This is a genomic window from Trinickia caryophylli, assembly GCF_034424545.1.
Taxonomy (GTDB): Bacteria; Pseudomonadota; Gammaproteobacteria; order Burkholderiales; family Burkholderiaceae; genus Trinickia; species Trinickia caryophylli.
This window is the reverse complement of sequence record NZ_CP139970.1, coordinates 3,495,076-3,519,261: the sequence shown is the minus strand read 5'-3', so window position 1 is coordinate 3,519,261 and position 24,186 is coordinate 3,495,076. Positions and strand designations below refer to the sequence as shown.

The 24,186-nt window shown below is 65.9% G+C and carries 24 protein-coding genes; 6 read left to right on the top strand and 18 right to left on the bottom strand.

Annotated elements, in window-relative coordinates:
- Positions 1-109 precede the first annotated feature (109 nt).
- The 14 genes from U0034_RS15960 to U0034_RS15895 form a co-directional block, all read right to left on the bottom strand.
- The gene (locus U0034_RS15960; protein ID WP_386092097.1) at positions 110-430 is read right to left on the bottom strand and encodes a glutaredoxin family protein; all 321 of its coding nucleotides are present in this window, start codon (positions 428-430) and stop codon (positions 110-112) included.
- Positions 427-1,941: a DegQ family serine endoprotease gene (locus tag U0034_RS15955; protein WP_085226640.1), complete on the bottom strand. Its 1,515-nt coding sequence runs from the start codon at positions 1,939-1,941 to the stop codon at positions 427-429. The genes U0034_RS15960 and U0034_RS15955 overlap by 4 nt, the downstream gene beginning before the upstream one ends.
- A gap of 20 nt (positions 1,942-1,961) precedes the next feature.
- The gene (locus tag U0034_RS15950) at positions 1,962-3,008 is read right to left on the bottom strand and encodes a MucB/RseB C-terminal domain-containing protein (RefSeq protein WP_085226638.1); all 1,047 of its coding nucleotides are present in this window, start codon (positions 3,006-3,008) and stop codon (positions 1,962-1,964) included.
- A 4-nt stretch (positions 3,009-3,012) separates the two neighbouring features.
- The gene (locus U0034_RS15945; RefSeq protein WP_085226636.1) at positions 3,013-3,606 is read right to left on the bottom strand and encodes a sigma-E factor negative regulatory protein; all 594 of its coding nucleotides are present in this window, start codon (positions 3,604-3,606) and stop codon (positions 3,013-3,015) included.
- A 79-nt stretch (positions 3,607-3,685) separates the two neighbouring features.
- Positions 3,686-4,285, bottom strand: a complete 600-nt coding sequence (gene rpoE, locus U0034_RS15940) for an RNA polymerase sigma factor RpoE (protein ID WP_085226634.1) — start codon at positions 4,283-4,285, stop codon at positions 3,686-3,688.
- 102 nt (positions 4,286-4,387) lie between these two features.
- A complete protein-coding gene (locus tag U0034_RS15935) occupies positions 4,388-4,840 on the bottom strand; it encodes a hypothetical protein (RefSeq protein WP_085226632.1) in 453 nt (150 codons plus the stop codon).
- Positions 4,841-4,859: 19 nt separating this feature from the next.
- Positions 4,860-6,098, bottom strand: a complete 1,239-nt coding sequence (gene fabF / locus U0034_RS15930; protein WP_085226630.1) for a beta-ketoacyl-ACP synthase II — start codon at positions 6,096-6,098, stop codon at positions 4,860-4,862.
- Between the two features lie 175 nt (positions 6,099-6,273).
- Complete coding sequence (gene acpP / locus U0034_RS15925; protein WP_004197638.1) at positions 6,274-6,513, bottom strand: acyl carrier protein; 240 nt, start codon at positions 6,511-6,513, stop codon at positions 6,274-6,276.
- 158 nt (positions 6,514-6,671) lie between these two features.
- Positions 6,672-7,421 carry a 3-oxoacyl-ACP reductase FabG gene (gene fabG / locus U0034_RS15920; protein ID WP_085226627.1) on the bottom strand — a complete coding sequence of 250 codons (750 nt, stop codon included), beginning with the start codon at positions 7,419-7,421 and terminating at the stop codon, positions 6,672-6,674.
- Positions 7,422-7,492: 71 nt separating this feature from the next.
- Positions 7,493-8,431 (bottom strand): ACP S-malonyltransferase, encoded by a 939-nt coding sequence (fabD, locus tag U0034_RS15915; RefSeq protein ID WP_085226625.1) that lies wholly within the window; start codon positions 8,429-8,431, stop codon positions 7,493-7,495.
- Positions 8,432-8,527: 96 nt separating this feature from the next.
- Complete coding sequence (locus tag U0034_RS15910) at positions 8,528-9,517, bottom strand: beta-ketoacyl-ACP synthase III (protein ID WP_085226623.1); 990 nt, start codon at positions 9,515-9,517, stop codon at positions 8,528-8,530.
- Positions 9,517-10,620, bottom strand: coding sequence for a phosphate acyltransferase PlsX (gene plsX, locus U0034_RS15905; RefSeq protein WP_085226621.1), 1,104 nt, complete (start codon positions 10,618-10,620; stop codon positions 9,517-9,519). Before plsX ends, U0034_RS15910 begins: the two co-directional genes overlap by 1 nt.
- Positions 10,621-10,860: 240 nt before the next feature.
- Complete coding sequence (gene rpmF / locus U0034_RS15900) at positions 10,861-11,040, bottom strand: 50S ribosomal protein L32 (protein ID WP_007741736.1); 180 nt, start codon at positions 11,038-11,040, stop codon at positions 10,861-10,863.
- 144 nt (positions 11,041-11,184) lie between these two features.
- On the bottom strand, positions 11,185-11,859 hold the full coding sequence (locus U0034_RS15895) for a DUF177 domain-containing protein (RefSeq protein WP_085226619.1): 675 nt from the start codon (positions 11,857-11,859) through the stop codon (positions 11,185-11,187).
- Positions 11,860-12,215: 356 nt separating this feature from the next.
- Here U0034_RS15895 and U0034_RS15890 point away from each other — a divergent pair, with 356 nt between their 5' ends.
- Positions 12,216-12,863, top strand: coding sequence for a Maf-like protein (locus U0034_RS15890; protein ID WP_085227233.1), 648 nt, complete (start codon positions 12,216-12,218; stop codon positions 12,861-12,863).
- The gene (locus tag U0034_RS15885) at positions 12,860-13,582 is read left to right on the top strand and encodes an SAM-dependent methyltransferase (protein ID WP_085226617.1); all 723 of its coding nucleotides are present in this window, start codon (positions 12,860-12,862) and stop codon (positions 13,580-13,582) included. Before U0034_RS15890 ends, U0034_RS15885 begins: the two co-directional genes overlap by 4 nt.
- Positions 13,583-13,663: 81 nt before the next feature.
- Here U0034_RS15885 and U0034_RS15880 read toward each other — a convergent pair whose 3' ends face one another.
- From U0034_RS15880 to U0034_RS15865, 4 genes are read right to left on the bottom strand one after another with little or no spacing between them, the layout of a single operon-like run.
- Positions 13,664-14,650, bottom strand: coding sequence for a S49 family peptidase (locus U0034_RS15880; RefSeq protein WP_085226615.1), 987 nt, complete (start codon positions 14,648-14,650; stop codon positions 13,664-13,666).
- A 47-nt stretch (positions 14,651-14,697) separates the two neighbouring features.
- Positions 14,698-15,105 (bottom strand): Rieske (2Fe-2S) protein, encoded by a 408-nt coding sequence (locus U0034_RS15875; RefSeq protein ID WP_085226613.1) that lies wholly within the window; start codon positions 15,103-15,105, stop codon positions 14,698-14,700.
- Entirely contained in the window at positions 15,102-15,761 is a 660-nt protein-coding gene (locus U0034_RS15870; protein ID WP_085226611.1) for an HAD-IIIA family hydrolase, read from the bottom strand. Before U0034_RS15870 ends, U0034_RS15875 begins: the two co-directional genes overlap by 4 nt.
- Positions 15,742-16,767 (bottom strand): RluA family pseudouridine synthase, encoded by a 1,026-nt coding sequence (locus tag U0034_RS15865; protein WP_085226609.1) that lies wholly within the window; start codon positions 16,765-16,767, stop codon positions 15,742-15,744. Before U0034_RS15865 ends, U0034_RS15870 begins: the two co-directional genes overlap by 20 nt.
- Positions 16,768-17,496: 729 nt before the next feature.
- Between U0034_RS15865 and U0034_RS15860 the strand changes: the two genes are divergently transcribed.
- The 4 genes from U0034_RS15860 to moeA all read left to right on the top strand — a co-directional run bounded on the left by U0034_RS15860 (position 17,497) and on the right by moeA (position 24,092).
- Positions 17,497-20,697, top strand: coding sequence for an Rne/Rng family ribonuclease (locus tag U0034_RS15860; protein ID WP_085226605.1), 3,201 nt, complete (start codon positions 17,497-17,499; stop codon positions 20,695-20,697).
- Positions 20,698-20,948: 251 nt separating this feature from the next.
- Positions 20,949-22,055 carry a GTP 3',8-cyclase MoaA gene (gene moaA, locus U0034_RS15855; protein ID WP_085226603.1) on the top strand — a complete coding sequence of 369 codons (1,107 nt, stop codon included), beginning with the start codon at positions 20,949-20,951 and terminating at the stop codon, positions 22,053-22,055.
- A gap of 15 nt (positions 22,056-22,070) precedes the next feature.
- Positions 22,071-22,688: a molybdenum cofactor guanylyltransferase MobA gene (gene mobA, locus U0034_RS15850; protein WP_085226602.1), complete on the top strand. Its 618-nt coding sequence runs from the start codon at positions 22,071-22,073 to the stop codon at positions 22,686-22,688.
- A gap of 111 nt (positions 22,689-22,799) precedes the next feature.
- Positions 22,800-24,092 carry a molybdopterin molybdotransferase MoeA gene (moeA, locus tag U0034_RS15845; RefSeq protein WP_085226600.1) on the top strand — a complete coding sequence of 431 codons (1,293 nt, stop codon included), beginning with the start codon at positions 22,800-22,802 and terminating at the stop codon, positions 24,090-24,092.
- Positions 24,093-24,186 lie beyond the last annotated feature (94 nt).

The following is a 24,186-nucleotide window of genomic DNA, read 5'->3' as shown; positions in this document are numbered from 1 at the left end:
CAGTGCCGATTGGGGCTGTCCCGAAGCGAAAAAGGCGCGCTCGGACAACTGCGGAGCACGCCTCGTAAGTACGTGAAAAACCGGGTTATTTTAGCCGAAATGGCCCTCGTCAGGCGGATTTTGCCGTGCCGCCCGCGCGACGGGCGTCGAGCGCCGCTCGCACACGCGGCTCATCGAGCCGGTAGCGGCTCAGCTCGATGCCATCGAGCATGAGCACCGGCACGAGTTCGTCGTAACGCGCCTCGAGTACCGGGTCGGTATCGACGTCGATTACTTCTATCCGCGCGCCGAACTCCGCCGCAACAGGCGCGAGCGCCGCGAGCATCTCCTCGCAGAGGTGGCACCATTGGCGCCCATAGACGATCAACCGAGCGTTTGGCTGCAAGGCCTGCTGCGGGCTTTGCCCCGCCATTGCCGTGGGCGCCGTCATTTCTGCGGCGCGGCCCGCGGGCGAATGGGCACGAATTGCGTATTATCGCCCCGGCGCACGAGCACGGCCACCGTCTTTTGCGGATCGAGGTGCGCCACGGCCTGATTGAATTCCTTGGCGCTCGTGACGTCGGCATCGCCGACCCGCAAGATGATGTCCCCCTTTTGCAAGCCGACGCGTGCCGCCGGCCCTTCGACCGACTGGACCTCCACGCCGCCGCGGCGCAGCTTCAGCGCCTTTTGCTGGTCGGCCGAGAGGTCCCCGACCGTAATGCCGAGCGCATTGTGCGACGGTGCCTTCGGGGTTGGCGCCTGACGCTCGGCCGCGGCCTTGGCGGCCTTGTCGGAAGGCGTCTCCGCCACCGTTACTGACAGATCGCTCGTTCGCCCCTTGCGCCAGATCGTGACAGTCGATTTCGTACCGGGCTTCGTTTCGCCCACGAGCCGCGGCAGGTCGGTATCGGTGTCGACCGACATACCGTTGAATTTCAGGATGATGTCGCCGGGTTGAATACCCGCCTTGTCGGCGGGCCCGCCGGGTTCGACGCTGCTCACGAGCGCCCCACCCGCCTTCGGCAGACCCAGCGATTCGGCCACGTCTTTCGTCACCTGCCCCACAGCCACCGCGATACGGCCGCGTACGACCTTGCCCGTGGCCTTGAGCTGATCGGCCACGCGCATCGCCTCGTCGATCGGAATCGCGAACGAAATACCCATGAAGCCGCCCGTGCGGCTGTAGATCTGCGAATTGATGCCGATCACCCGCCCCTGCATGTCGATGAGCGGGCCGCCCGAGTTGCCGGGGTTGACGGCCACGTCGGTCTGGATGAAAGGCAGGTAATCGCCCGTGTCGCGCCCCTTGGCGCTGACGATGCCGGCCGTCACCGTATTATCGAGCCCGAAAGGCGAGCCGATCGCCACGACCCATTCGCCCACGCGCACCTTGTCCGAATCGCCGATCGTCACCGTGGGCAGACTGGCCGCGTTGATCTTCACCACCGCAACGTCGGTGCGATCGTCGGCACCGATCAACTTCGCCTTGAACTCGCGCTTGTCGGTGAGCGTGACGTAGATCGTGTCGGCGTCGTCGACGACGTGCGCATTCGTCATGACATAGCCGTCGGCCGACAAGATGAATCCCGACCCCACGCCGGCGCTTTGTTCGTTGTCTCCGCCATCGGGCGTGTCGGGGCCGCCGTTGTCGCCGCCGCGCGGCGTGTTCGGACTGTTCGGGCTATTCGGCGCCTGCGGCAGCGGAATACCGAAAAAGCGCCGGAAGAACTCCGACATATCCCCGTCATCGGCGCCGGGCGGCATCGCCCGCTGCGTGGGCAGGCTCGAAACCCGGGTGGTCGTGCGAATGTTGACCACCGCTGGGCCGACCTTGTCGACGAGATCGGTGAAATCGGGCAGGCTTGCCGCCGGCACGGCCATGGCCGTATGCGGCATCAGCGGCAGGCACGCAAGCACCGCCGCGGCCGCGAAGAGTTTGCGCACCGAGGAAATCGTCATAAACGGGGTCGAGCGAAGCGTTACTTGGGAGCCTTGTATTTTATGGCAGAGGCGAAGACCTGCAGTGTGCCTTGCGGAACCTCGCCAAGCAAGGTGATCCAGTAATCACCATGGCGCGTGACGAGCACGTGCGTAGCGCCGCTCTCGCCCGCGCCTTCCTTGCGGGAGTTCTTTTCGGCCGGCTCGATGAAGACGGAGACCGTTGTCAGACCATCCGAAAACACGGCCTGATCGACTGGAATCGCAGGTGCGCCGGCATCGCGCGCGGCCATCGGCCGCCGCACTTCGCGGATTTTACGAAAACCCGGCACATCTGGCGCGATCGTCCAGCCGTGGGCTTCCATGTCGACGGGCTCGGCCGGCGGGCGCACGAGCGTCCAGCCCGACGTATTGCGGATGCCTGCGGCAATCCGCGCCTTTTCCGCCGGCACCCCGACGCGCAGTTGCGTGAACGACACCTGCTCCAGCACCTGACCGCTCGCGTCGAGCGTCTGCTCGCGCAAAAGCAGCCCGGTTTTGGCGTCGGCCCACAGCTTGTAAGTGAAACGATAGGCATCCTTCGGCGCGAGTTCGATCACCTGCGCGTCGATGCCGGCCACGCGGTCGGTCCCCAGCAGCTTCGGGTCGTAGACCGTCAGTACCTGCTGGTCGCCATCGCTCAGCAGGGCCGGAAACGCGTCCTTGTTTTGCCGGCGCTCGACGATGCATAAATGCCGCTCGGGCAGAAACGTGTATACGTCGTCGTCATGGCGCAGCAGCTTGCGCGGCTTGCCGTCGAGGCTTTCGAGGGACTCGAATTCGCCCTCGCCTCGCGTGGCATAGTGAGCGATGCGCGAGGACTGCACGAACGTGCCGCGCTGGTAGACGAAGACACCTTCGTAATTCTCCTGCCTCGCCGCATGTGCAATGCGACCGAGCCACGACGCCGCACCCCGATCGCTCGACGCGGCGGCGGGCTGGCTGGCCGCTCGCGCGGCCTCGGCACACGGCAGGAGCAAAATGGCTGCGCACAGCAGCGCCGGCAAGCGCCCGAAAGCGGCGAGGCGCCCGAACCGCGATGTCGGCATCAGCTTATCGACCCTGCGAGCTCAGCGCCGCAGCGCGGATGAAAGGCTCCGAGCCTGACAACACCGGTTGTTGCGCGAACTGCTGGTGCGCTTCGAGATAGTCGTCAAGCCGTGCGTCGCGGATGATGTTCGTGTCGGCCGCGCTCGACGCGACGGGCCGCATTGCGACCGAAGCCGTCTGTAACGGCGCCTGCGGCGCATCGGCGCGCTGCAGCTGGGGCAGTACGATCCAGCTCAGCGTCGCGGCCGCGGCAGCGACCGCGAGGCCCGGCACGACGCGCCGCTTGATCGTGGAGAGCGTAAACCCACGGTGCGAGCCCTTCGAGGCGGCCGGTGCGAGGACGTGCGGCTCGGCCTCCAGCCGCGCGGCAAAACCGCGCAGAAAAGCGTCGCTCTTGGCCGGATGAACGGCCAGATCGTCGGAGCGCAAGGCATCGCCGATCAAATGATAGCTGGACCATGCCGCCCGATCCGCTCCGCTCAAGCCCGCGAGCAGATCGCCTGCGGGCTCCGACTCGCCGAACCACTCACCGTCGACCAAGGCGGATAGACGCTCGTCTCGCGAGCACGCCTGCGATTGCTTGGACACCGACCCCATGACGCTCCCCATCTTCATACACCCCGTGTAACTACCCCGCACAGCCCGCCGCGCTTCCTGCAACGCCGCAGGCTACCGCTTACCAGCGCCTGCCCTCCGGCGTATCGAGCAGCGGACGCAATTTTGCCGCAATCGCCTCGCGCGCGCGAAAAATTCGCGAGCGCACGGTGCCGATCGGGCAGCCCATCATTTCCGCGATCTCCTCGTAGCTGAGGCCTTCGATCTCGCGAAGCGTGATCGCCACGCGCAGTTCCTCGGGCAACACGGCCATGGCCGCGTTGACCGTCTGCGCGATCTGCTTGCTCATCAGCACCGACTCGGGCGTATTGATATCCCTTAGTTGATCCGCGTCCGAGAAAGTTTCAGCTTCCTCTGCGTCCGCTTCGGTGGAAGTGGGGGCGCGCCGGCTTTGCGTGGCAAGATAGTTCTTCGCCGTGTTGACGGCGATGCGGTACAGCCAGGTATAAAAAGCCGATTCGCCGCGAAACTGCGGCAACGCGCGATAAGCCTTGATGAACGCATCCTGAGCCACATCCTCGACCTCGGCCGGATCGCGCACGAGGCGCGAAATCAGCCGAATGATCTTGCGATGATATTTCGCAACCAGGAGTTCGAACGCGGCTTTGTCGCCTTTTTGCACGCGTTCGACGAGTACCTGGTCAATTTCTTTTTCGCTCACTGATGAGTCGTCCGTGTTGGCTTGTATAGGGCGTGGCGTGGAGCGCTATTGTACCGTCCCCGTCTGCGCCTCATGCGGCATCTGTAACGGCCGTTACCGACGTTACAGAAACGAATGAGCAGCCTGGCGCACCCGGACCGCGCACTCGCGAAACGCCTCGGCGCCGAGCGCATCGCTCGCCACCACGATCCGCACGGCCCGGCCGCCGCCGTGCGGCCTCACCGAGATAACGAGCAGACGGCCAGCCCAATGCATGCAGCCCGCAATCGCGCCATGCACGACCGCCCTGCCCTCGAGGTCGTGCGCGGCAATGCCGCCCGGCTCGAAGACGAGCGCCGCGGGCTGCCGGCGCGCGTGAGCCCGCGCCGCGAGCCAGAGCGCGGCAAGCGTCGCCGCACCTGCCAGCGAAGCGCCGCGCGGGGCGGCGACGAGATGAACGCAAACGCCGGCGAGCAGCGCAAATGAGAACGTCGCCGCGGCAAGAAACGGCGAGCGGCGCAGCGCGAGCGGCTGCGTCGCTCGCGCCGATGAAAAGCAGCCGGACTCGTCGTTCAAGCGGCGACGGCGCGCGTGATCAGACGCGCTTGAACACGAGTGTGCCGTTGGTGCCGCCGAACCCGAACGAGTTCTTGAGCGCCACGTCGATCTTCAGTTCCCGCGCCGTGTTCGCGCAGTAATCGAGATCGCACTCGGGGTCTTGATTGAAGATGTTGATCGTCGGCGGCGACACCTGATTGTGCACGGCGAGCACCGTAAACACCGCCTCGAGGCCGCCCGAACCGCCCAACAGGTGGCCCGTCATCGACTTCGTCGAATTGACGACGGTCCGCTTGGCCTGATCGCCAAGCGCGCGCTTGATGCCGATGGTTTCGGCCAGATCGCCGAGCGGCGTCGAGGTGCCATGCGCGTTGACGTAGTTCACCTCGTCGGCGTTGACACGCGCGTTGCGCAACGCGGCCTGCATGCAGCGGCGCGCACCGTCGCCATCTTCGAGCGGCGCGGTCATGTGATACGCATCGGCGCTCATGCCGTACCCGGCAATCTCGGCATAAATCTTCGCCCCGCGGGCCTTCGCATGCTCGTACTCCTCGAGCACCATCACGCCGGCGCCCTCGCCGAGGACGAAGCCATCGCGGTCCTTGTCCCAGGGGCGACTCGCCGTGGCCGGATCGTCGTTGCGCTGCGAGAGCGCACGCGCCGCCGCGAAGCCGCCGATGCCAAGCGGTGACACCGTGGCCTCTGCACCGCCCGCCACCATCACGTCGGCGTCGCCGTACTCGATGAGGCGCGAAGCATCGCCAATACAGTGCAGACCCGTCGTACAGGCCGTGACGATCGCGAGATTAGGCCCCTTCAGGCCAAACCTCATCGACAAGTGCCCCGAGATCATGTTGATGATCGAAGCCGGCACGAAGAACGGCGAAATGCGGCGGGGGCCGCGGTTGAGCAGCTCCGTCTGGGTGATTTCGATCATCGGCAACCCGCCGATGCCCGAACCGACCAGAACGCCAATGCGCTCGGCATTCGCCTCGGTGACCTCGAGGCCGCTGTCTTGCATCGCCTGAATCCCGGCCGCCATGCCGTAATGGATAAATGTATCCATGTGGCGGGCTTCCTTCGCCGGCATGTACTCCTCGACGTTGAAACCCTTCACCTCGCCGGCAAAGCGGGTCGAGTAGTTCGTAGCGTCGAACTTGGTGATGTTCGCGATGCCGGACTTGCCGGCGACCAGATTGGCCCACCCATCGGCAACATTATTGCCAACAGGCGACACCAGCCCAAGGCCTGTAACAACAACACGACGGCGGCTCACGGTAACCCCTTTTCCATAGAATGACAAAAACAAAAGCCACAGTGGCCACAGGGACCTGCCCTGTGAGCCCTGTGGCTATGAATTCGGCACCAGCGTCGACATCGGATGTGACTCACCGGATGTGACTCACGCGTCGAACGCGGCCAGCGCGAAAAGCAGAAATAGACGACCGGCCTCAGGCCTTGACGTTCGCGCGAGCGTAGTCGATCGCTTGCTGAACGGTCGTGATCTTCTCGGCTTCTTCGTCGGGAATTTCCATGCCGAACTCGTCTTCGAGGGCCATGACCAGTTCGACCGTGTCGAGCGAGTCGGCGCCAAGGTCGTTCACGAACGAGGCTTCGTTTTTGATTTCCGCTTCCGCGACGCCCAGTTGTTCCGCGACGATCTTCTTGACGCGCTGTTCGATGTTGTCCATTACCCCTCCGAGGGAAAAAAGTTCAAAAATGCAAGTGCGCGCATTTTATCAGGTTTGCCTTCCCGAAAACGCGCGCGCGAGACCGGCCGTAAGGCACGCGCCAGGGCGGCATTTTTCCGGAGAAAATGCACCAAGGCGCGGATAGTACATGAATTCGGTTACGACATGAACATGCCGCCATTCACGTGCAGCGTCGTGCCCGTGACGTAGCCGGCGAACGGCGATGCCAGGAAGGCCACCGCGTGCGCGATGTCCTCCGGGCTGCCAAGGCGCCCGAGCGGGATCTGCGTCTTCAGCGCCGTCTGTTGCTCCTCGGGCAGCACTTTCGTCATATCGGTGTCGATGAAACCCGGCGCAACGCAATTGACCGTGATGCCGCGGCTGCCGATTTCGCGCGCAAGCGCACGTGTCATGCCCGCCACACCGGCCTTCGCGGCCGCGTAATTGACCTGGCCCGGATTACCCGCCGAGCCGACCACCGACGTGATGTTGATGATGCGCCCGCCCCGCGCCTTCATCATCGGCCGGAGCACTGCGCGCGAGAGCCGGAATACGGCTTTCAGGTTCGTATCGATGACGGCGTCCCACTCGTCGTCCTTCATGCGCATCGCGAGTTGATCCTGCGTGATGCCGGCATTATTGACGAGGATGTTGAGCGCACCGAATTCCTTGACGACCGATTCAACGAGTGCCTCGACGGCCGCACCGTCGCGCACGTCGAGGACGGCGCCGCGGCCCGACAGGCCGGCCGCGCCGAATGCCTCGTCGATGCCCCTGGCGCCCGACTCGCTCGTCGCCGTGCCGATCACCGTGGCGCCCTGCCGCGCCAGTTCGAGCGCGATCGCGCGGCCGATACCGCGCGAAGCGCCCGTCACGAGCGCGGTCTGTTTATCGAGTGCTTTTTCCATGATTTATCCGAATAACCTGTCGCTGCCGCCCCGAAAAGGCGGGCGACTCCGTTGAGCGAAATCCGGCCGAGTCAGCCCGCGACGAGCTTGAGCGCCTCTTCGAGCGATGCCGGATCGGCAATCGCCGCTCCGACGAGGTTGCCGTCGATGCGCTTCGTGAGCCCCGCGAGCACCTTGCCGGGACCGCATTCAACGACGTGCGTGACACCTGTCTTCGCCATGGCCTGTACGCACTCGACCCAGCGCACCGGGCCGGCTGCCTGCCTGACGAGCGCGTCCTTGATCGCGGCGGGCTCCATGGCGGTGGCAACGTCGATGTTGTTGAGGACCGGAATGTGCGGCACATGCACTTCGACGCTCGCCAGATACTCGCGCAGGCGGTCCGACGCGGGCTTGAGCAGCGATGAGTGAAACGGCGCTGAAACAGCCAGCGGCAGCGCGCGCTTCGCGCCCTTGCCCTTCGCGAGTTCGCAGGCCTTTTCGACTGCCGCCTTGTGGCCCGCGATCACGACCTGGGCCGGCGCATTGAAGTTCACGGCTTCGACCACGCCAGCCCCCTCGCGCGCGGCCTGCGCGCATACGTCGCGCACGGTTTCGTCGTCGAGGCCGAGGATGGCGGCCATTCCGCCGACGCCCACCGGCACGGCCGTCTGCATCGCTTCGGCGCGAAAGCGCACGAGCGGCACGGCATCCCGGAAAGCCAGTGCGCCGGCGGCGACGAGCGCCGTATATTCGCCCAGGCTATGGCCCGCGACAATCGCGGGCGTCGCACCCCCTGCCTGCTGCCACGCGCGGTAGACCGCATAAGCGGCGCTCAGCATGACGGGCTGCGTATTCGTCGTCAGGTTCAATTCGTCGGCCGGCCCCTCGGCAATCAGCTTGCCGATGTCCTGACCCAGCGCGTCGGAAGCTTCCTGAAGCGTTTCACGCACGACGGCCTGATCGGCGAATGCATTGAGCATGCCGACCGCTTGCGATCCCTGCCCCGGAAAAACGAACGCAAATTTCATATCGCCCCCAAAATTGCTGAAGTCTGCGGGAATGGGCGCACGACACGGCGCGCGCGTACCGCGGCGCGCATCGTATGGCCCTGCCGCGCCGCCGCGTCAATAGCGAATGACCGACGCACCCCACGTGAAGCCGCCGCCCACGCCTTCGATCAATACGTTCTGGCCACGCCGGATGCGTCCGTCGCGCACGGCGAGGTCGAACGCAAGCGGGATCGAGGCGGCGGACGTATTGCCGTGCTCGCCGACGGTAACGATCATGCGCTCCTGCGGCAAGCCGAGCTTGCGGCACGTGCTCGTCATGATACGGATGTTGGCCTGGTGCGGAATCAGCCAATCGACCTGGTCGGGCGTCATATGCGCCTTGTCCAACGCCTCGACCGCCACCTTCTCGAGCACGTTGACCGCGAGCTTGAAGACCGCCTGGCCGTCCATGTGAAGAAATGCGCTGCCAGCGATGGCCCCGTCGTTGATGCGCCCAGGTGCGCAGAGAATGTTGGAGTAACTGCCATCGGCATGCAGTGCGCTCGCGAGCACGCCGGGCTCCTCGGAAGCGCCGACCACGACCGCGCCCGCGCCGTCGCCGAAAAGGACGCAGGTGGTGCGGTCGTCGAAATCGAGAATGCGCGAGAATGTCTCCGCACCGACGATGAGCGCCGTGCGGTGCTGGCCGCTGCGGATCAGCGCATCGACCGTCGCAAGGGCATAGGCGAAACCGGAGCAAACGGCCTGAATGTCGAACGCGGCGCCGTTGTTCTTGATCTGCAGTTTGTTCTGCAGCAGGCAAGCGGTGCTCGGAAACACGAAGTCCGGCGTGGAGGTGGCCACGACGACTAGGTCGATCGACTGCGGGTCGACACCCGCCGCCTCGATGGCTCGCTGCGACGCCTTGAGCGCGAGATCGCTCGTCGCCTCGTCAGCCGCGGCGAAATGCCGGGCCTGGATGCCCGTGCGGGCGACGATCCACTCGTCGCTCGTCTCCACGCCGTGCTCGGCGAGGCGCTCGGCCAGATCCTGATTCGTGACACGGTTCGCCGGCAGATAGCTGCCCGTGCCGAGCACGCGGGAATAGATGTTCGATTGGGCCATTATGCTTTCGAAGAAACCGCAGAATAGGGCTCGGCCGGACGGCCAGCGGGGCTCGCATGGCCGGCGCCTCCGGCATCGCGCGATGCCTGCTCGAGCGGGTAGGCGTTCTCTTCCATTGCGCGCGCGAGGCGATCGAGTACGCCATTTTTGACGGCATCATACCCGCGTTTGATAGCCCACTCAAACGCATAGGCATCGGCCGACCCGTGGCTTTTGATCACGAGCCCGCGCAAGCCGAGCAACGCCGCGCCGTTGTATTGCCGATGATCGACACGGCGCTTGAAGCGCAGGAGAACGGGCATTGCGCACAGGGCCATCAGCTTCGTGAGCAGCGAACGGCCGAACTCCTCGCGGATGATGTCGGAAAGCATCTGGGCCAGGCCCTCGGACGTCTTCAGCGCCACGTTGCCGACGAAGCCGTCGCAGACGATAACGTCCGTCGTGCCTTTGTAGATGTCGTTTCCTTCGACGTTACCGTAGAAGTTGAGCGTACTCGCGCGCAGCAGCTCGCCGGCGCGCTTGATCGTGTCGTTGCCCTTGATGACTTCTTCGCCGATATTGAGCAGACCGATCGTCGGCCGCTCCTTGCCCTCGAGCGCCGAGACGAGGGCGTGCCCCATCTCGGCGAACTGCAGCAGATGCTGCGGTTCGCAATCGACGTTGGCGCCGAGGTCGAGCATCATCGTGTAGCCGCGCGGATTCGGCAGTGCGGACGCAATGGCCGGCCGCTCGATGCCGGCGAGCGTTTTCAGGACATAGCGGGACACCGCCATCAAAGCGCCCGTATTGCCGGCGGAAATGCACGCCTGCCCCGTCTGTTCCTTCACGAGGTTCAGGGCGACTCGCATTGACGAGTCTTTCTTCTTGCGAAGCGCGACCTCGACCGGGTCGTCCATCGCGACGACTTCGGACGCCGGCACGACGGTGAGCGCATCGAGATCCTGCGCTTTGAGTTTCTTCAGCTGGGCCCGGATCGGGGCCTCGAGGCCGACGAGCATGAGACGTGCATCGGCGTGCGAACGAACGAAGCTGACGGCCGCGGGAACGGTCACGGACGGGCCGTGGTCGCCTCCCATGCAGTCGATCGTGAGCGTTATGGTCATGGACTGCGACGGATTTCAGGCGCGTGGCATCGAACCGCGGTCAGTGCGCTGCGTGGAGCAGAACAAAGTACTGCAACACCCACTGCTGCCGACAGCCGAACCGCCAACTGCGCGCCAACTGCGGGCGACACAAAAAAGCGGCAGTTGAATGCCGCATTTCTGTAGCGCCGGGAAAATGTCAGGCACGCCGCCGGCCGCGCGAGACGCGGCCCAGCAAGGCGAGCATCGCTTGCGAAGCGATTAGTCGTTCTTCGTCTTGACGACTTTCTTGCCGCGGTAATAACCATTCGGGCTGACATGGTGACGCAGATGCACTTCACCCGTGCTCGGCTCGACGGCCAGGGGCGCCGCGTTCAGGAAATCGTGCGAGCGGTGCATGCCGCGCTTCGACGGCGACTTCTTGTTTTGCTGGACTGCCATGGTAACTCCTAAAAATTTTTGGGATTCTAACACAGCCCGACCGGCGAGACGCCATTGGCCAATCGGCCGGCGCGCCGCATCGCGCTACGACTTTCAGACCCGTTTACATACAGACAAAGTAAGCAGACAGATCCTCGCCGCGACTCAGTGCTTCTTGCCTCCGGCACCGCCATCGCGCTTCAACACTTCGAGAGCGGCGAACGGATTGGGCTTGCCGCCTCGCTCCTCGCCGCCTTCGTCTTCATCCGCCGCACCGCTTTCACCGCTCTCGCCACTTTCGCCGCTTTCGTTGCCCTCGCCGCCGCCGACGCCCGACACCAGGCTTTCGTGCACCGAGGGACAAGCTTCGTGCTTTGGCACAAGCGGCAACGCCAGCAAAAGCTCCTCTTCGATCAGGTCGACGAGATCGAACTGGCGCGAACCCACGATCACGTCCATCTCGTCGTCGTCGAGCGGATATTCCTCTGCCTCGGCCTCCGTTGCCACCAGCCTGTACGTCGCGTCGACATCGAATGCCTGCGCGTACGGCGCCAAACAGCGCTGGCACTCGAGCCATGCGGAGCCGTGCACGGCAAGCCGCAGGTACGGCTGCTCAGCCTCGCTGCCGTCGTCTTGCAACTCGGGCTGCGTCGAACCCTCGGCCTGCCACGTGAACACCGTGTCGCGCCCTGGCGCATCGGCCGGGACTTCGTTTAACATTCGCGGCAGTTGCGAAACGCGCAGGGCGCCCGCTGCCTGACGCCCGGTGCGCGCGAATTCGAAGACGTCGAGCGCGTGCGGATCGATGGCCCCGCCCGCCTTGCCAGCCTGTTGCGTCATGACTCGCTCCTCGACTCTTGCAGACCCTGCGCCGCCAGCGAAAGCGACGCCCGGACCCGGATATTTCAGCTTGCTTTGGGCCAGCCCGGCGCGACACGGTTTCCGCCCGGGCCCAGCTCGACCGGACTACAAGCGGATGAAGTCGCCCGATCCGCCAGCGACGCATCCGCCAGCCACTTGGCAGCATTCGCGCAGCACGGCGCAAGCCGCCACGAAAAGCCGGTAACTATATCTGTTTTACCGTTTCAAGTCAAACACTTATCGAGCGAACGGCGAACCGCCTGACGCGTTGCGCCGAAGGACTTGCTTTACGCTTCGTTCACGTTCCATCACGCTTGTTCATCAACTTTCAAATCATGTCCGATTTTCCCGCTGAGCCGCCGCGACTGATTCTCGCATCGAGCTCGCCCTACCGCCGCGAGCTGCTCGAGCGGCTGCGCGTGCCGTTCGAGGTCAGCTCGCCCTCGATCGACGAAACACCGCTGCCCGGCGAGGCGCCGGCCGCCACGGCAATGCGGCTCGCCGAACTCAAGGCTCGCGCCGTCGCCGAGCGCGCCGCAAGCGAAGGCGCCACGAATGCGGCCGCCGGGCCGCGCGCGCTCTTCGTCATCGGCTCCGATCAAGTCGCCACGTTCGACGGCCGCCAGATCGGCAAGCCCGGCACGCACGACAAGGCGCTCGCCCAGCTTCAGGCGATGCGCGGACGCACGGTCGAGTTCCATAGCGCGCTCTGCCTGCTCGACGCCACTCGCGATACCGCGCAGACCGAGGACGTCGTCACGCGCGTGCGGTTCCGGGATCTACCCGACGCGCAACTCGACGCCTACTTGCGCGCCGAGACACCGTACGACGTGGCGGGCAGTGCAAAATCCGAGGGCCTCGGCATCGCGCTCGTCGAGGCGATCGAGTCCGACGACCCGACCGCACTCGTCGGGCTGCCGCTCATCGCGCTCACGCGCATGCTGCGCGCCGCTGGCTATCCGCTGTTGGGCGGCGCGCGATGACGGGCGTTCTCTATCTGATTCCGAACACGCTCGGCGAGGGCGACGCCGCGGCGCTCGCGGCCGTGCTGCCTGCCGCCGTGATCGCGCGCGCCGCGTCGCTGCACTATTACATCGGCGAAAACGCGAAGACGACGCGCGCGTTCCTGAAGAAGGTGGGTACCGACCGGCCTATCCAGGACATCGAGATCCGCGAACTCAATGTGAAGACGCCCGCTGGCGAAATCGACCGGCTGCTCGAACCCGTGCTCGCCGGCGCCGATGCGGGGCTCGTTTCCGAAGCGGGCTGCCCCGCGGTGGCGGATCCGGGCGCGCTGCTCGTGCGGCGCGCCCACGAGCGCGGCGTGAAGGTCGTGCCGCTCGTCGGCCCGAGCTCGATCCTGCTCGCGCTGATGGCATCGGGACTGGACGGCCAGCGTTTCGCCTTTCATGGCTATTTGCCGGTGGACGCAGGCGAGCGCGCTAAGCGGCTGCGCGAGCTCGAGGCACACTCGCGCAAGGCGCGCGAGACACAGATTTTCATCGAAACGCCCTATCGCAATCGCGCGCTGCTCGATGCACTCGTTGCCAGTTGCGCTCCGTCGACGCTCGTGGCCGTCGCCGTCGATCTCACGCTCGAAACCGAGCGAATCGTGAGCCGCCCGATCTCGGCCTGGAAGAAGGATCCCGCCGTGCTCGAGTTGCACAAGCGGCCGGCGATCTTCCTGCTGCTCGCGGTATAGCGTTCCCCGGTCCGGCCGGGCCGGGGAACGCTCACGGGCGCCTTCCGGTTTTTCCGCGCGCCTGGGCTCGGCCGGGCATTTTCAGCGCAGGCCCAGCCCGCCTCCGACGAGCGCGTGCACGGCGGCGCTGCCAACCGCGGACCCGAACTTGCGCGCGATACGGTCCGAAATGCTTTCCTTGACCGTGTAGTCGACGATATGCGGCGCCTTGATCACGTCGCGCGCGACGTAGCCCGTGTCGCCGAAACCGTCGGCCAGACCGAGTTCGACGCTCTTCTCGCCGGTCCAGAAAAGACCCGAGAAGACGTCCGGTGTTTCATGCAGGCGCGAGCCGCGGCCAGCGCGTACCGCATCGATGAACTGCTTGTGGATGTCGTCGAGCATCGCCTGCGCGTGCTCGTTCATCGCGGGCGTCTCGGGCGAGAACGGATCGTAAAAGCCCTTGTTGGCACCCGACGTATGCAGCCGCCGCTCCACGCCGAGCTTGCTCATCAGACCCGTGAAGCCGAACCCGTCCATCAGCACGCCGATCGAGCCGACAATGCTCGCGCGGTCGACGTAGATCTTGTCGCCCGCCGCCGCGATGTAGTAGCCGCCCGATGCGCACATGTCCCCGACGACCACATACAGCGGCGTGCCAGGATACTTCTTGCGCAGACGACCGATCTCGGCGTTGATCATGCCGGCCTGCACGGGGCTGCCGCCGGGGCTGTCGATTTGCAGCACGACCCCGGCCGTATCGCTGTCCTCGAACGCATGGCGCAGCGCGCGGCCGACGTCCTCCGCGTTGGCGTTCGTATCGGCCGAGATCTCCCCATTGATCGTAATGAGCGCCGTATGCCGGCCCGTGGCGGCCACTTTCTCGCTCGACGAATCGAAAAGCCCAAAGGCGATCAGCGCCAATATCGCCAAAAAGGCGAAGCGAAAAAAGATGCGCCAGCGCCGCGCAGCACGCTGCTCGTTGATGGCGGCAAGCGCGATGCGCTCGAGCGCGGCGCGCTCCCAGGCCGGCTCGCGCACGGGCTGGTTCGGTTGTTCGTTACCTTCGGGATGGATGTGGTCGGACATGCGGGAACGATCGCGAGTGGGAAAGTCGTGAGGATGGGTGAAAACGATCAGGACTGCGCGGGAACGAGTTGATCGTCCGGCAGCCAAAAGACGGCCCGGCCCTCGGGCGTATCGCGCTCCTCGACGGCCACCGCGCGAAGCGAAGCGCCGCGGCACGGCCCGCCGACGCAGCGGCCGGTGTCGGGCTCATAGACGGCGCCGTGTGTCGCGCACATCAAGTATAAGCCCGACGATTCGAAGAACTGGCCCTCCGCCCAATCCAGCTCCATCGGCACATGCGCGCACCGGTTCAAATAGCCGTAAACGCGCCCTTCGTAGCGCACGAAAAAAACGACCGCATCGCCGCCGCCGTGTCGCGCGGCCACGCGGACGCCGGCGCCACCGTCGACGAGCGCCTCCGAGCCGCAGACTTTCACGGGCGTGCGCTCATTTGCCGCGCCGACGGCCGCGCTCATGCGTGCTGCCTCAGCCAGCCGGCCAGTGCCGTCACGCTTTCGGCGACGAACGCGGGCGACATCGCCGCGAGCGCCTGCACCGGATGCGCGCCGTAGGTCACGGCAATTCCGGCCGTGCCGGCGTTTTGCGCCATCTGCAGGTCATGAGTGGTATCGCCGATCATGACCGTGCGTGCCGCATCCTGCCCCAGTTCCCGCGTGAGCTCGTAAAGCATGGCGGGATGCGGCTTCGAAAAGGTCTCGTCGGCGCAGCGCGTACTGTCGAAGAATTTCCCGACGCCCGCTTCCTCGAGCGCGCGGTTCAGCCCGACCCGACTCTTGCCGGTGGCCACCGCGAGCAGATAGCCGTGGTCGCGCAGTTCCTCGAGCATCTCGCGCACCCCGCCGAAGAGTTCGATCTGCACATCCTTCGTCAGGAAGTGGTAGCGGTAGCGCTCGGCAAGCCGCGGATAGTCGTCCGGATCGAGCGCCGGTGCGGCGATTTGCAGCGCATCGCGCAGGCCGAGCCCGATCACGAAGCTCGCCGCCGCGTCGTCGGGCACGGCCACGCCCAGGTCGCGGCACGCCGCCTGGATGCTGCGCGTGATGTGCGCCGTGGAATCCATGAGCGTGCCGTCCCAGTCGAAGACGATCAGGTCAAATTGCTGTCGGGCCATTGGCACGCGCCTCGCTTGTCGAATCCTTCAATTGATCGATGAACCGCCGGCACTCGGCCGGCAAGCGCGCCTCGAGCACGAGCGGCTCGCCCGTGACCGGATGCGCGAAGCTCAGCCTGTGCGCATGCAGAAACATGCGTTTGAGGCCGGGCCGGGCATCGGCGCGAGCGAGCGCCTTATTGAGCGCGAAGTCGCCGTACTTGGCGTCGCCGACGATCGGCAGGCCGAGACTGGCAAGATGCACGCGGATCTGGTGCGTACGCCCCGTCTTCAGCTCCGCCTCGACGAGCACGTACCCGGGCCAGCGCTCGACGAGATTGAACACCGTGTGCGAAGCGAGCCCCTCCGGGTCGATGCGCACGCGGCGCTCGCCGTCCGCCGTCAGATACTTCGTGAGCGGCGCCTTGACGGCCCGCCGCCGCCCCCAGTCGGCCGCCCATTCGCCATGCCCGCAGGCGAAATAGCGCTTGTCGATCCGGTTCTCGCGGATCTGCTCGTGCAGCCCCACGAGCGCCGCGCGCTTCTTGGCAAGCATCAGCACGCCCGAGGTCTCGCGATCGAGCCGGTGCACGAGTTCCAGGAACTTGCCGGCCGGCCGTGCCTCGCGCATCTGCTCGATCACCCCGAAAGCGATCCCGCTGCCGCCGTGCACGGCTACGCCGGCCGGCTTGTCGATCACGAGCAGGTAGTCGTCCTCGAACAGGACATCGAAGTGAGCCGGAGGCGCGGCCATCGGCATCGGAGCCATGCTGGCCTCGGCCACGCGGATCGGCGGCACGCGCACGACATCGCCGGCCGCGAGCCGGTATTTCGCGTCGACGCGCCCCTTGTTTACCCGTACTTCCCCACTGCGCAATATCCGGTAAATATGACTTTTAGGGACACCTTTGCAGACCCGCAGCAAAAAATTGTCGATGCGCTGCCCGGCGACACCCTCGTCAACCTGTATCATCGAAGCTTGGTCGCTTGCGACCGATTTCTGGGATATTTTGCCTAACTCATTCATTCTGAATATAATTTGCCCGAGCAGCCTGCCGCTGCCGGCGCGTATCGCCGGGTAGCCCGGCTGGTTGTGCGGGGGTAAGCGAGAAGCTGTTATTTTACTTGCTTGGCTGTACCCACGGGTCGGTTGCTCGCCCTGTTTAAGAAGAGAAGCAACGAGTTGCACGCACGAAACGCGTTGCGGCAAGGACGGCGCCCACAGGTGCGTTCGGTCGCGGCCCGCTTCGACGGTAACGGAATTTTGGTAAAAAAGAATTCATCTGGCGAGCCTCGGTATCGAGCGATGTCGAGCGCAACGGAGGCTCCCGATTGCGAAAATACGGCGAGCGCCCATAAGCGTCAGCGCCTCGTGCGCGACGTGCCCGGCGACGTCAAATTGGCGAGACACCCCGCGTGGCTGTCCAGCGTCCTTCGCGCTTCGCGCCGCATCGGCGGCGCAGCGTCACCCGGCCGGCAGGCGTGTCCGACACGCTGCGCGCCGAGGTTGGCGCGGCACGACGGCGCGACGCACGCCCTGTGAAGCGCCGCTATTTGAAGCCGTGTTCGCATGCGCCCCGGCGGCTCGCGGCCCATTAGGCCGCAGTGAGCCCCTTCAAGGCAATTCTCCCCGCCATCGTTCCCGCTCCAGCGTGCTTGTGACAACAGAACAACGATGCGGTGCGCCGTCGCGAGCGGTGCCAGCGGCCTGACAAGCCGCGTTCGCTCGCAGGCCCAGCCGCTCTGGAGCCGTTCAATGAAACGCATGCTGTTCAACGCGACGCAGCAGGAAGAACTGCGCGTCGCCATCGTCGATGGGCAAAAACTCATCGACATCGATATCGAAACCGCCGGGCGCGAACAGCGCAAGGGCAACATCTACAAGGGCATCGTCACGCGCATCGAGCCGTCGCTCGAAGCCTGTTTCGTCAACTACGGCGAAGATCGCCACGGCTTCCTGCCGTTCAAGGAAGTCGCCCGCCAGTATTTCCGCGACGGGGTGGAGATGCGCTCCGCGCGCATCCAGGACGCCCTGCGCGAAGGCCAGGAGCTGATCGTCCAGGTCGAAAAGGAAGAGCGCGGCAACAAGGGCGCGGCACTGACGACGTTCATCTCGCTCGCCGGGCGCTATCTCGTACTGATGCCGAACAACCCGCGTGGCGGCGGCGTCTCGCGCCGCATCGAGGGTGACGACCGTCAGGAGCTGCGCGAAACGATGGCGCAGCTGCAGTTGCCCGACGGCATGAGCATCATCGCGCGCACGGCCGGCATCGGCCGCAGCGCCGAAGAGCTGCAGTGGGATCTCAACTACCTGATGCAGCTGTGGCGCGCGATCGAGGCCGCCTCGCAAAGCGGCCAGCCCGGCCAGCCGATGCTGATCTATCTCGAATCGAGCCTCGTCATCCGCGCGATTCGCGATTACTTCCAGCCCGACATCGGCGAAATTCTGATCGATACGACCGAGATCCACGACCAGGCTCGCGCCTTCATGGATATCGTGATGCCGGACAACGTCGGCAAGGTGAAGCGTTATCACGACGACGTCCCGCTCTTCTCGCGCTTCCAGATCGAGCATCAAATCGAGACGGCGTACTCGCGCACGGTGCCGCTGCCCTCCGGCGGTGCGATCGTCATCGATCACACCGAAGCGCTCGTCGCCATCGACGTCAACTCGGCTCGCGCCACCAAGGGCGCCGACATCGAGGAAACGGCCACGCGCACGAACCTCGAAGCAGCCGACGAAGTGGCGCGGCAACTGCGCCTGCGCGATCTCGGCGGCCTGATCGTGATCGACTTCATCGACATGGAGTCGGCCAAGAGCCAGCGTGAAGTCGAGCAACGCCTGAAAGACGCGCTCAAGCACGATCGCGCACGCGTCCAGATGGGCAAGATCTCGCGCTTCGGCCTCATGGAGCTGTCGCGCCAGCGGCTGCGCCCCGCGCTGTCCGAAGGTAGCCATGTGACGTGCCCGCGCTGCAACGGCACCGGCCATATCCGCGATACCGAATCATCCGCGCTGCAAGTGCTGCGGATCATTCAGGAAGAAGCGATGAAGGAAAACACGGCGGCCATCCACTGCCAGGTGCCCGTCGAGGTAACGGCCTTCCTGCTCAACGAAAAGCGCCAGGAAATCAACAAGATCGAGTCGCGCTTCAAGGTCAACGTCGTCCTGATCCCGAACAAGCACCTCGATACGCCTCACTACAAGCTCGAGCGCCTGCGCCACGACGATACCCGCCTGGACGACCCGCGCGCATCGTGGAAGATGGCCGAGGAAGCCGCCCGCGAACTCGAATCGGAAACGGGCTACAGCAAACGCAACGAGGAAGTCCGGCCGAAGCAGGAAGCCGCCGTCAAAGGCATCACGCCCGAAAAGCCCGCGCCGAGCGCGGCGCCCCGGCCCCAACCCGTGGCCGTCGAGGCCGCACCGGCCCGCTCCGGCGGTTTCATCGCCTGGCTCAAAGGCCTCTTCGGTGCCCAGCCGGCCGCGCCTGCACCGGCACCCGAGCCCGTTCAACCGACCAAGCCCACCCGCGGGGAGCGTAGCGGAGAGCGCGCCGGCGATCGCAACCGCAATCGCCGCAATGGTGCGCCGGGCCGCGAAGGCGCAGCGCGTGCCGAGGGCGGCACCCGGCCGCAACAACCTGCGGGCCGCCGCGAAGAGCAGGCGCAGCGCGAACCTCGCGAGGGCCGAGGCACCCGCGAGCCACGTGAAGGACGTGAACCACGTGAGGGCCGCGAGCCGCGTGAGCCACGTGAGGGGCGCGAAGGTCGCGAGCGCGGGCAGGATCGCGACCGCGAAACCGCCGAAGCCGCGCCGCGCGGCGAACGGCAGGAGCGTCGCGAACGTGCCGAACGCCAGGAACGTACCGAACGTCCGGAACGCGCGGAGCGCGCCGAGCGCGCCGAACGCCAGGAACGCGGCGAGCGCCGCAAGGCAACAGCCGAGGTAAGCGCTGAAGCGGCCGTACGCGCTGAAGCCGCCGCTCACGATGCGAGCGCCGCTGAAGCCGCGGCAGCGCCCGGCGCCGGTATGCCCGAGCAGGACGGACTTGCGCGAGGTGATGGCGACGAACGCCGGCGCCGCCGTCGCGGCCGCCGCGGCGGTCGTCGCGAGCGCGAGGAAGAAGCAGTCAACATCACGCACGCCGCCGACCTCGCGGAGGCCGAAGGCGAGACCGCTCCGGCTCAAGCGCCCGCCCATCAGCACATCGACGCAGCCATGCAGCCGGCCGAGCAGTTCGCAGCAGACGAACACGTCGTCGTGACGCCCGTGCCGAGCGAGGCGCCCGTCACCGCGCCACTGCCCGAAACGCTTGCCCGGCCCGTCGAAGTCGAGCCGGCGACGGTACGGCCGGTCGCGCCCGCCGCTGAAGCACCCGCGCCCGCCCCGACAACAGTGTCGGCCGTGCCGCCTGCAACCCCGGCGCCGGCACCGCAGGAATCGGAGTACGTCGCTAACGTGCCAGCTCCGATCGATGCCCCGTTGGCAGAAGTAAGCGCTAAAGCGCCAACGCCTGCTAGCGCACCGCAAGAACCGGCCGAGCCGGCTCACGTTGCTCACGTCGATGTCGACGTACCGGTCGCCCCGGCACCTGTCGTCGAGCCGGTTACGGCGAGCGCCATCGCGCCAGCCACCGCACCGACCGTCGAAGCGGCAGCCGAGCCCGCGGTACAGGCCGACACGCTCCAGCCCGCCAGCGCTGAAACGGCCGCCACTCAGGCAGCGCCCGTTGCACCGGCACCGCGGACCAACAGCTTGTCCGCGACGGATCTGCAGCCGATGTTGGACGCCGTCGGCCTCGTCTGGGTCAACACCAACGCGGAAAAATTGCACGCGGCCCAGCAAGCCGCCGCGCAAATCGTGCCGCCCTTGCGCGTGCCGCGCGAGCGCAAGGCGCTGCCGCCGGTCGATACGACGTCTATGCAGCAAATCGAAACGCGCAAAGCCGACTGACCGGCGCCGCCAGGCGCGGGCGGGGCGGGCGGTGGCGGCGGCAAACCGCCACACCCGCCCGAAGCCCTCGTCGCACCGGGCTCCGGCCCGGGACCACGCGCGCGATGCATGCCGCCGGTGTCAGGCCCGTCTCTCCGGAGGCGGGCTTTTTTCTGCGTGCCCGGCCAATATCCGCGCGGCGAGCCGGGCGAAGCCGACCCGCCGTTGCGCGTTCGGCTAGAATGATTACCTAACTGTTTCTTTATTCGATCATGTCCCGCCGCATCATCCCCGTCGCCAATCTCAGCGCCGTACCCGAGATCGCCGGTACCGCGTTCGTGCCGCGCGGGATATTGACCGATGCGCTCGAACGGCCAATGCGCGACCTGCGCATCTCCATCACCGACCGTTGCAACTTCCGCTGCGTCTATTGCATGCCGCGGGCCGTGTTCGACAAGGACTACCCGTTCCTGCCCCATAGCGCACTGCTGACCTTCGAGGAGATCGCCCGCCTCGCGCGCATTTTCGTCGCGCACGGCGTCGAGAAAATCCGGCTGACGGGTGGCGAGCCTCTGCTGCGCAAGAATATCGAGTGGCTGATCGAGCAGCTCGCGCGGATGACCACGCCCGGCGGCCGGCCACTCGACATCACGCTGACGACGAACGGCTCCCTGCTCGCGCGCAAGGCGCGGGCGCTGAAAGACGCCGGGCTCACGCGCGTGACGGTGAGCCTCGATGCGCTCGACGAGGCGCTCTTCAAACGCATGAACGACGCCGATTACGCACCTTCGAGCGTGCTGGAAGGCATCGAAGCCGCCGAAGCCGCGGGCCTGGCACCGATCAAGGTCAACATGGTCGTCAAGCGCGGCACCAACGACAGCGAGATCGTGCCGATGGCCCGGCACTTCAAAGGCTCGGGCGTCGTACTGCGCTTCATCGAATATATGGACGTCGGCACCTCCAACGGCTGGAACATGACCGAAGTCCTGCCATCGGCCGAGGTCGTGGCCCGAATCGGCAGCGTTTTTTCGCTCGTGCCGCTCGAGCCGAATACCCCGTCGGAAACCGCCCAGCGCTGGGGCTACGCCGACGGCAGCGGCGAGATCGGCGTAATCTCGAGCGTCACGCGCGCATTTTGCGGCACCTGTACCCGCGCGCGGCTCTCGACGGAAGGCAAGCTCTACCTCTGCCTCTTCGCATCGGGAGGACATGACCTGCGGGCGCTCGTGCGCGGCGGCGCCTCCGACGCCGAGATCGCCACGGCAATCGCCGGTATCTGGCAGGTGCGCACGGATCGCTACTCCCAGTTGCGCGGCAGCGGCACGGCCGTGCCGGCGAGCGACACGCCTCGTGTCGAGATGTCGTACATCGGCGGCTGAAAGAGCCCTCTCATCATGACGCCGCCCTCCTCCGTGCGCCTGACCGGCCTGCTGCTTGCAGGCGGGCAGGGCACGCGCATGGGAGGCCGCGACAAAGGGCTGCAGCCGCTGCACGGCCAACCGCTCGCGCTACATGTCGCCCGCAGACTGGCACCGCAAGTCGATACGATTCTTATCAGCGCGAACCGAAACCTCGAAGCCTATGAAGCGCTCGGCGCGCCGTTCGGTGCGCGCGTCGTGAGCGACGCTCTGCCCGACTTCCCCGGGCCGCTCGCCGGCATCCTCGCGGGGCTGCGCGCCGCGCAAACGGACCTCGTGCTCGCCGTACCGTGCGATGCGCCCAATCTGCCCCCAGACCTTGCCACGAGCCTCCTGCAGCCGTTGGAGGCCGCCCGCGCCGAGATCGCCACCGTGACGACGCGCTCGGCCTCGGGAGAAGTGACGCTGCATCCCGTTTTCGCGCTTTTGCGCCGCTCGCTTGCCGACGATCTCGATCGCTACCTTGCCGCTGGCGAACGCAAGGTGCGGGCGTGGTACGCGCGCCACAGGCACATCGAAGTGCCGTTTGCCGACGAGCACGCGTTTTACAATGCCAACTCTTTGCAGGAGCTCGCCGGCCTCGAACGGAGCTGAGACCGGCCCAGGCAGCGCACGCGCCGCAGGCGAGCGCCGAGCCCTCGAGCCGAGGCTCGATCCCACAAAGACGTTCGCGCTCATGCGGAACAGGCTCGGCGCCAATCATCGATGACCACTCCCAACGACATTTCGCGCAGCGTTTCGGCCCACGACGCACAGGCTTTGCCAGTCGCTTCCGCTCAGGCTATCGTGCGCGGCTGGGTACGGCCCGTCGCCACGATCGAGCGCGTCGCGCTGCGCGCATCGCTCGATCGCGTGCTGGCCGAAGACGTCGTTTCGCCAATCGATGTGCCCGCGCACGACAATGCCGCCATGGACGGCTATGCATTCGATGGCGCGGCGTTGACGAGCACCGGCGAACTAAGCCTCGATATAGCAGGCCGGGCCCTGGCGGGACATCCGTTCACGGGCCGCGCCGAGCCCGGCAGATGCATACGGATCATGACGGGTGCGCCATTGCCCGCGGGCTGCGACACGGTCATCCCCCAGGAGTTCGTCACACGCATCGACGAGCGCGTCGTGTTCGATGTCGCTCGCATCGAGCGGGGCGCCAACTGCCGTCGGGCCGGCGAAGACCTCGCGCGCGGGCGTCCAGCACTCACTGCCGGGCGCATCATGCGAGCCGCGGACATAGGCCTGCTCGCCTCGCTCGGCATCCCCGAAGTAGCCGTGCGGCGGCGGTTGCGGGTCGCTTTTTTTTCGACGGGCGACGAATTGCGCTCCGTCGGTCAGGCACTCGGCGAGAGCGGTGTTTACGACAGTAACCGCTATACGCTGCACGCGATGCTCACGCGGCTCGACATCGAGGCCCTCGATCTTGGCATCGTGCGCGACGAGCCGGCTGCACTCGAAGCCGCTTTTCGCTCGGCAGCCGAAAGCGCGGACGTCGTGTTGAGTTCGGGCGGGGTTTCGGTCGGAGAAGCCGATTTCACGCGGCGAATGTTCGGATCGCTCGGCGACGTTGCATTCTGGCAGCTCGCGATGCGCCCGGGACGGCCGCTCGCCTTCGGCCGCCTGTGGCCGCACGGCAAAGATGCGGGCAAGCCGCCCGCGCTCTTTTTTGGGCTCCCGGGCAACCCGGTGGCGGTCATGGCAACGTTCTACCAAATCGTGCGCGAAGCATTGCTCGCGATGTCGGGCGCCACCGCCAATCCCCCTCTGCGCTTTTCGGCCATCGCAGGAACACCCATCAAGAAACGGGCGGGTCGCACCGAATTTCAGCGCGGCGTCGCAACGCGCGAAGCCGACGGCAGCTGGCACGTCACGCCAACGCGCTCGCAAGGCTCGGGGGTGCTGAGTTCGATGAGCGACGCCAATTGCTTCATCATGCTCGCACACGAGCAAGGCGACATACCGGCAGGCGAATGCGTGGACATCATGCCGTTCGACGGCCTCATCTGAAATCTGACGCGCAAACCCTGAACCGGACCGGCAACGAGCGACCGCTCCTTCCCTCTTCGAATCGAGTACATCGTCTCTACACGGGGATCTACCC

What these genes read in the sequence shown, in the direction of transcription:
- acpP (WP_004197638.1), bottom strand. Translation starts at nt 6,513, where the DNA reads ATGGACAACATCGAACAGCGCGTCAAGAAGATCGTCGCGGAACAACTG.
- U0034_RS15955 (WP_085226640.1), bottom strand. Translation starts at nt 1,941, where the DNA reads ATGACGATTTCCTCGGTGCGCAAACTCTTCGCGGCCGCGGCGGTGCTT.
- mobA (WP_085226602.1), top strand. Translation starts at nt 22,071, where the DNA reads ATGACGCCGCCCTCCTCCGTGCGCCTGACCGGCCTGCTGCTTGCAGGC.
- U0034_RS15945 (WP_085226636.1), bottom strand. Translation starts at nt 3,606, where the DNA reads ATGGGGTCGGTGTCCAAGCAATCGCAGGCGTGCTCGCGAGACGAGCGT.
- U0034_RS15910 (WP_085226623.1), bottom strand. Translation starts at nt 9,517, where the DNA reads ATGGCCCAATCGAACATCTATTCCCGCGTGCTCGGCACGGGCAGCTAT.
- U0034_RS15885 (WP_085226617.1), top strand. Translation starts at nt 12,860, where the DNA reads ATGACGGGCGTTCTCTATCTGATTCCGAACACGCTCGGCGAGGGCGAC.
- U0034_RS15890 (WP_085227233.1), top strand. Translation starts at nt 12,216, where the DNA reads ATGTCCGATTTTCCCGCTGAGCCGCCGCGACTGATTCTCGCATCGAGC.
- plsX (WP_085226621.1), bottom strand. Translation starts at nt 10,620, where the DNA reads ATGACCATAACGCTCACGATCGACTGCATGGGAGGCGACCACGGCCCG.
- U0034_RS15860 (WP_085226605.1), top strand. Translation starts at nt 17,497, where the DNA reads ATGAAACGCATGCTGTTCAACGCGACGCAGCAGGAAGAACTGCGCGTC.
- U0034_RS15870 (WP_085226611.1), bottom strand. Translation starts at nt 15,761, where the DNA reads ATGGCCCGACAGCAATTTGACCTGATCGTCTTCGACTGGGACGGCACG.
- rpmF (WP_007741736.1), bottom strand. Translation starts at nt 11,040, where the DNA reads ATGGCAGTCCAGCAAAACAAGAAGTCGCCGTCGAAGCGCGGCATGCAC.
- U0034_RS15950 (WP_085226638.1), bottom strand. Translation starts at nt 3,008, where the DNA reads ATGCCGACATCGCGGTTCGGGCGCCTCGCCGCTTTCGGGCGCTTGCCG.
- moaA (WP_085226603.1), top strand. Translation starts at nt 20,949, where the DNA reads ATGTCCCGCCGCATCATCCCCGTCGCCAATCTCAGCGCCGTACCCGAG.
- U0034_RS15895 (WP_085226619.1), bottom strand. Translation starts at nt 11,859, where the DNA reads ATGACGCAACAGGCTGGCAAGGCGGGCGGGGCCATCGATCCGCACGCG.
- U0034_RS15875 (WP_085226613.1), bottom strand. Translation starts at nt 15,105, where the DNA reads ATGAGCGCGGCCGTCGGCGCGGCAAATGAGCGCACGCCCGTGAAAGTC.
- U0034_RS15865 (WP_085226609.1), bottom strand. Translation starts at nt 16,767, where the DNA reads ATGAATGAGTTAGGCAAAATATCCCAGAAATCGGTCGCAAGCGACCAA.
- U0034_RS15880 (WP_085226615.1), bottom strand. Translation starts at nt 14,650, where the DNA reads ATGTCCGACCACATCCATCCCGAAGGTAACGAACAACCGAACCAGCCC.
- U0034_RS15960 (WP_386092097.1), bottom strand. Translation starts at nt 430, where the DNA reads ATGACGGCGCCCACGGCAATGGCGGGGCAAAGCCCGCAGCAGGCCTTG.
- fabD (WP_085226625.1), bottom strand. Translation starts at nt 8,431, where the DNA reads ATGAAATTTGCGTTCGTTTTTCCGGGGCAGGGATCGCAAGCGGTCGGC.
- moeA (WP_085226600.1), top strand. Translation starts at nt 22,800, where the DNA reads ATGACCACTCCCAACGACATTTCGCGCAGCGTTTCGGCCCACGACGCA.
- fabG (WP_085226627.1), bottom strand. Translation starts at nt 7,421, where the DNA reads ATGGAAAAAGCACTCGATAAACAGACCGCGCTCGTGACGGGCGCTTCG.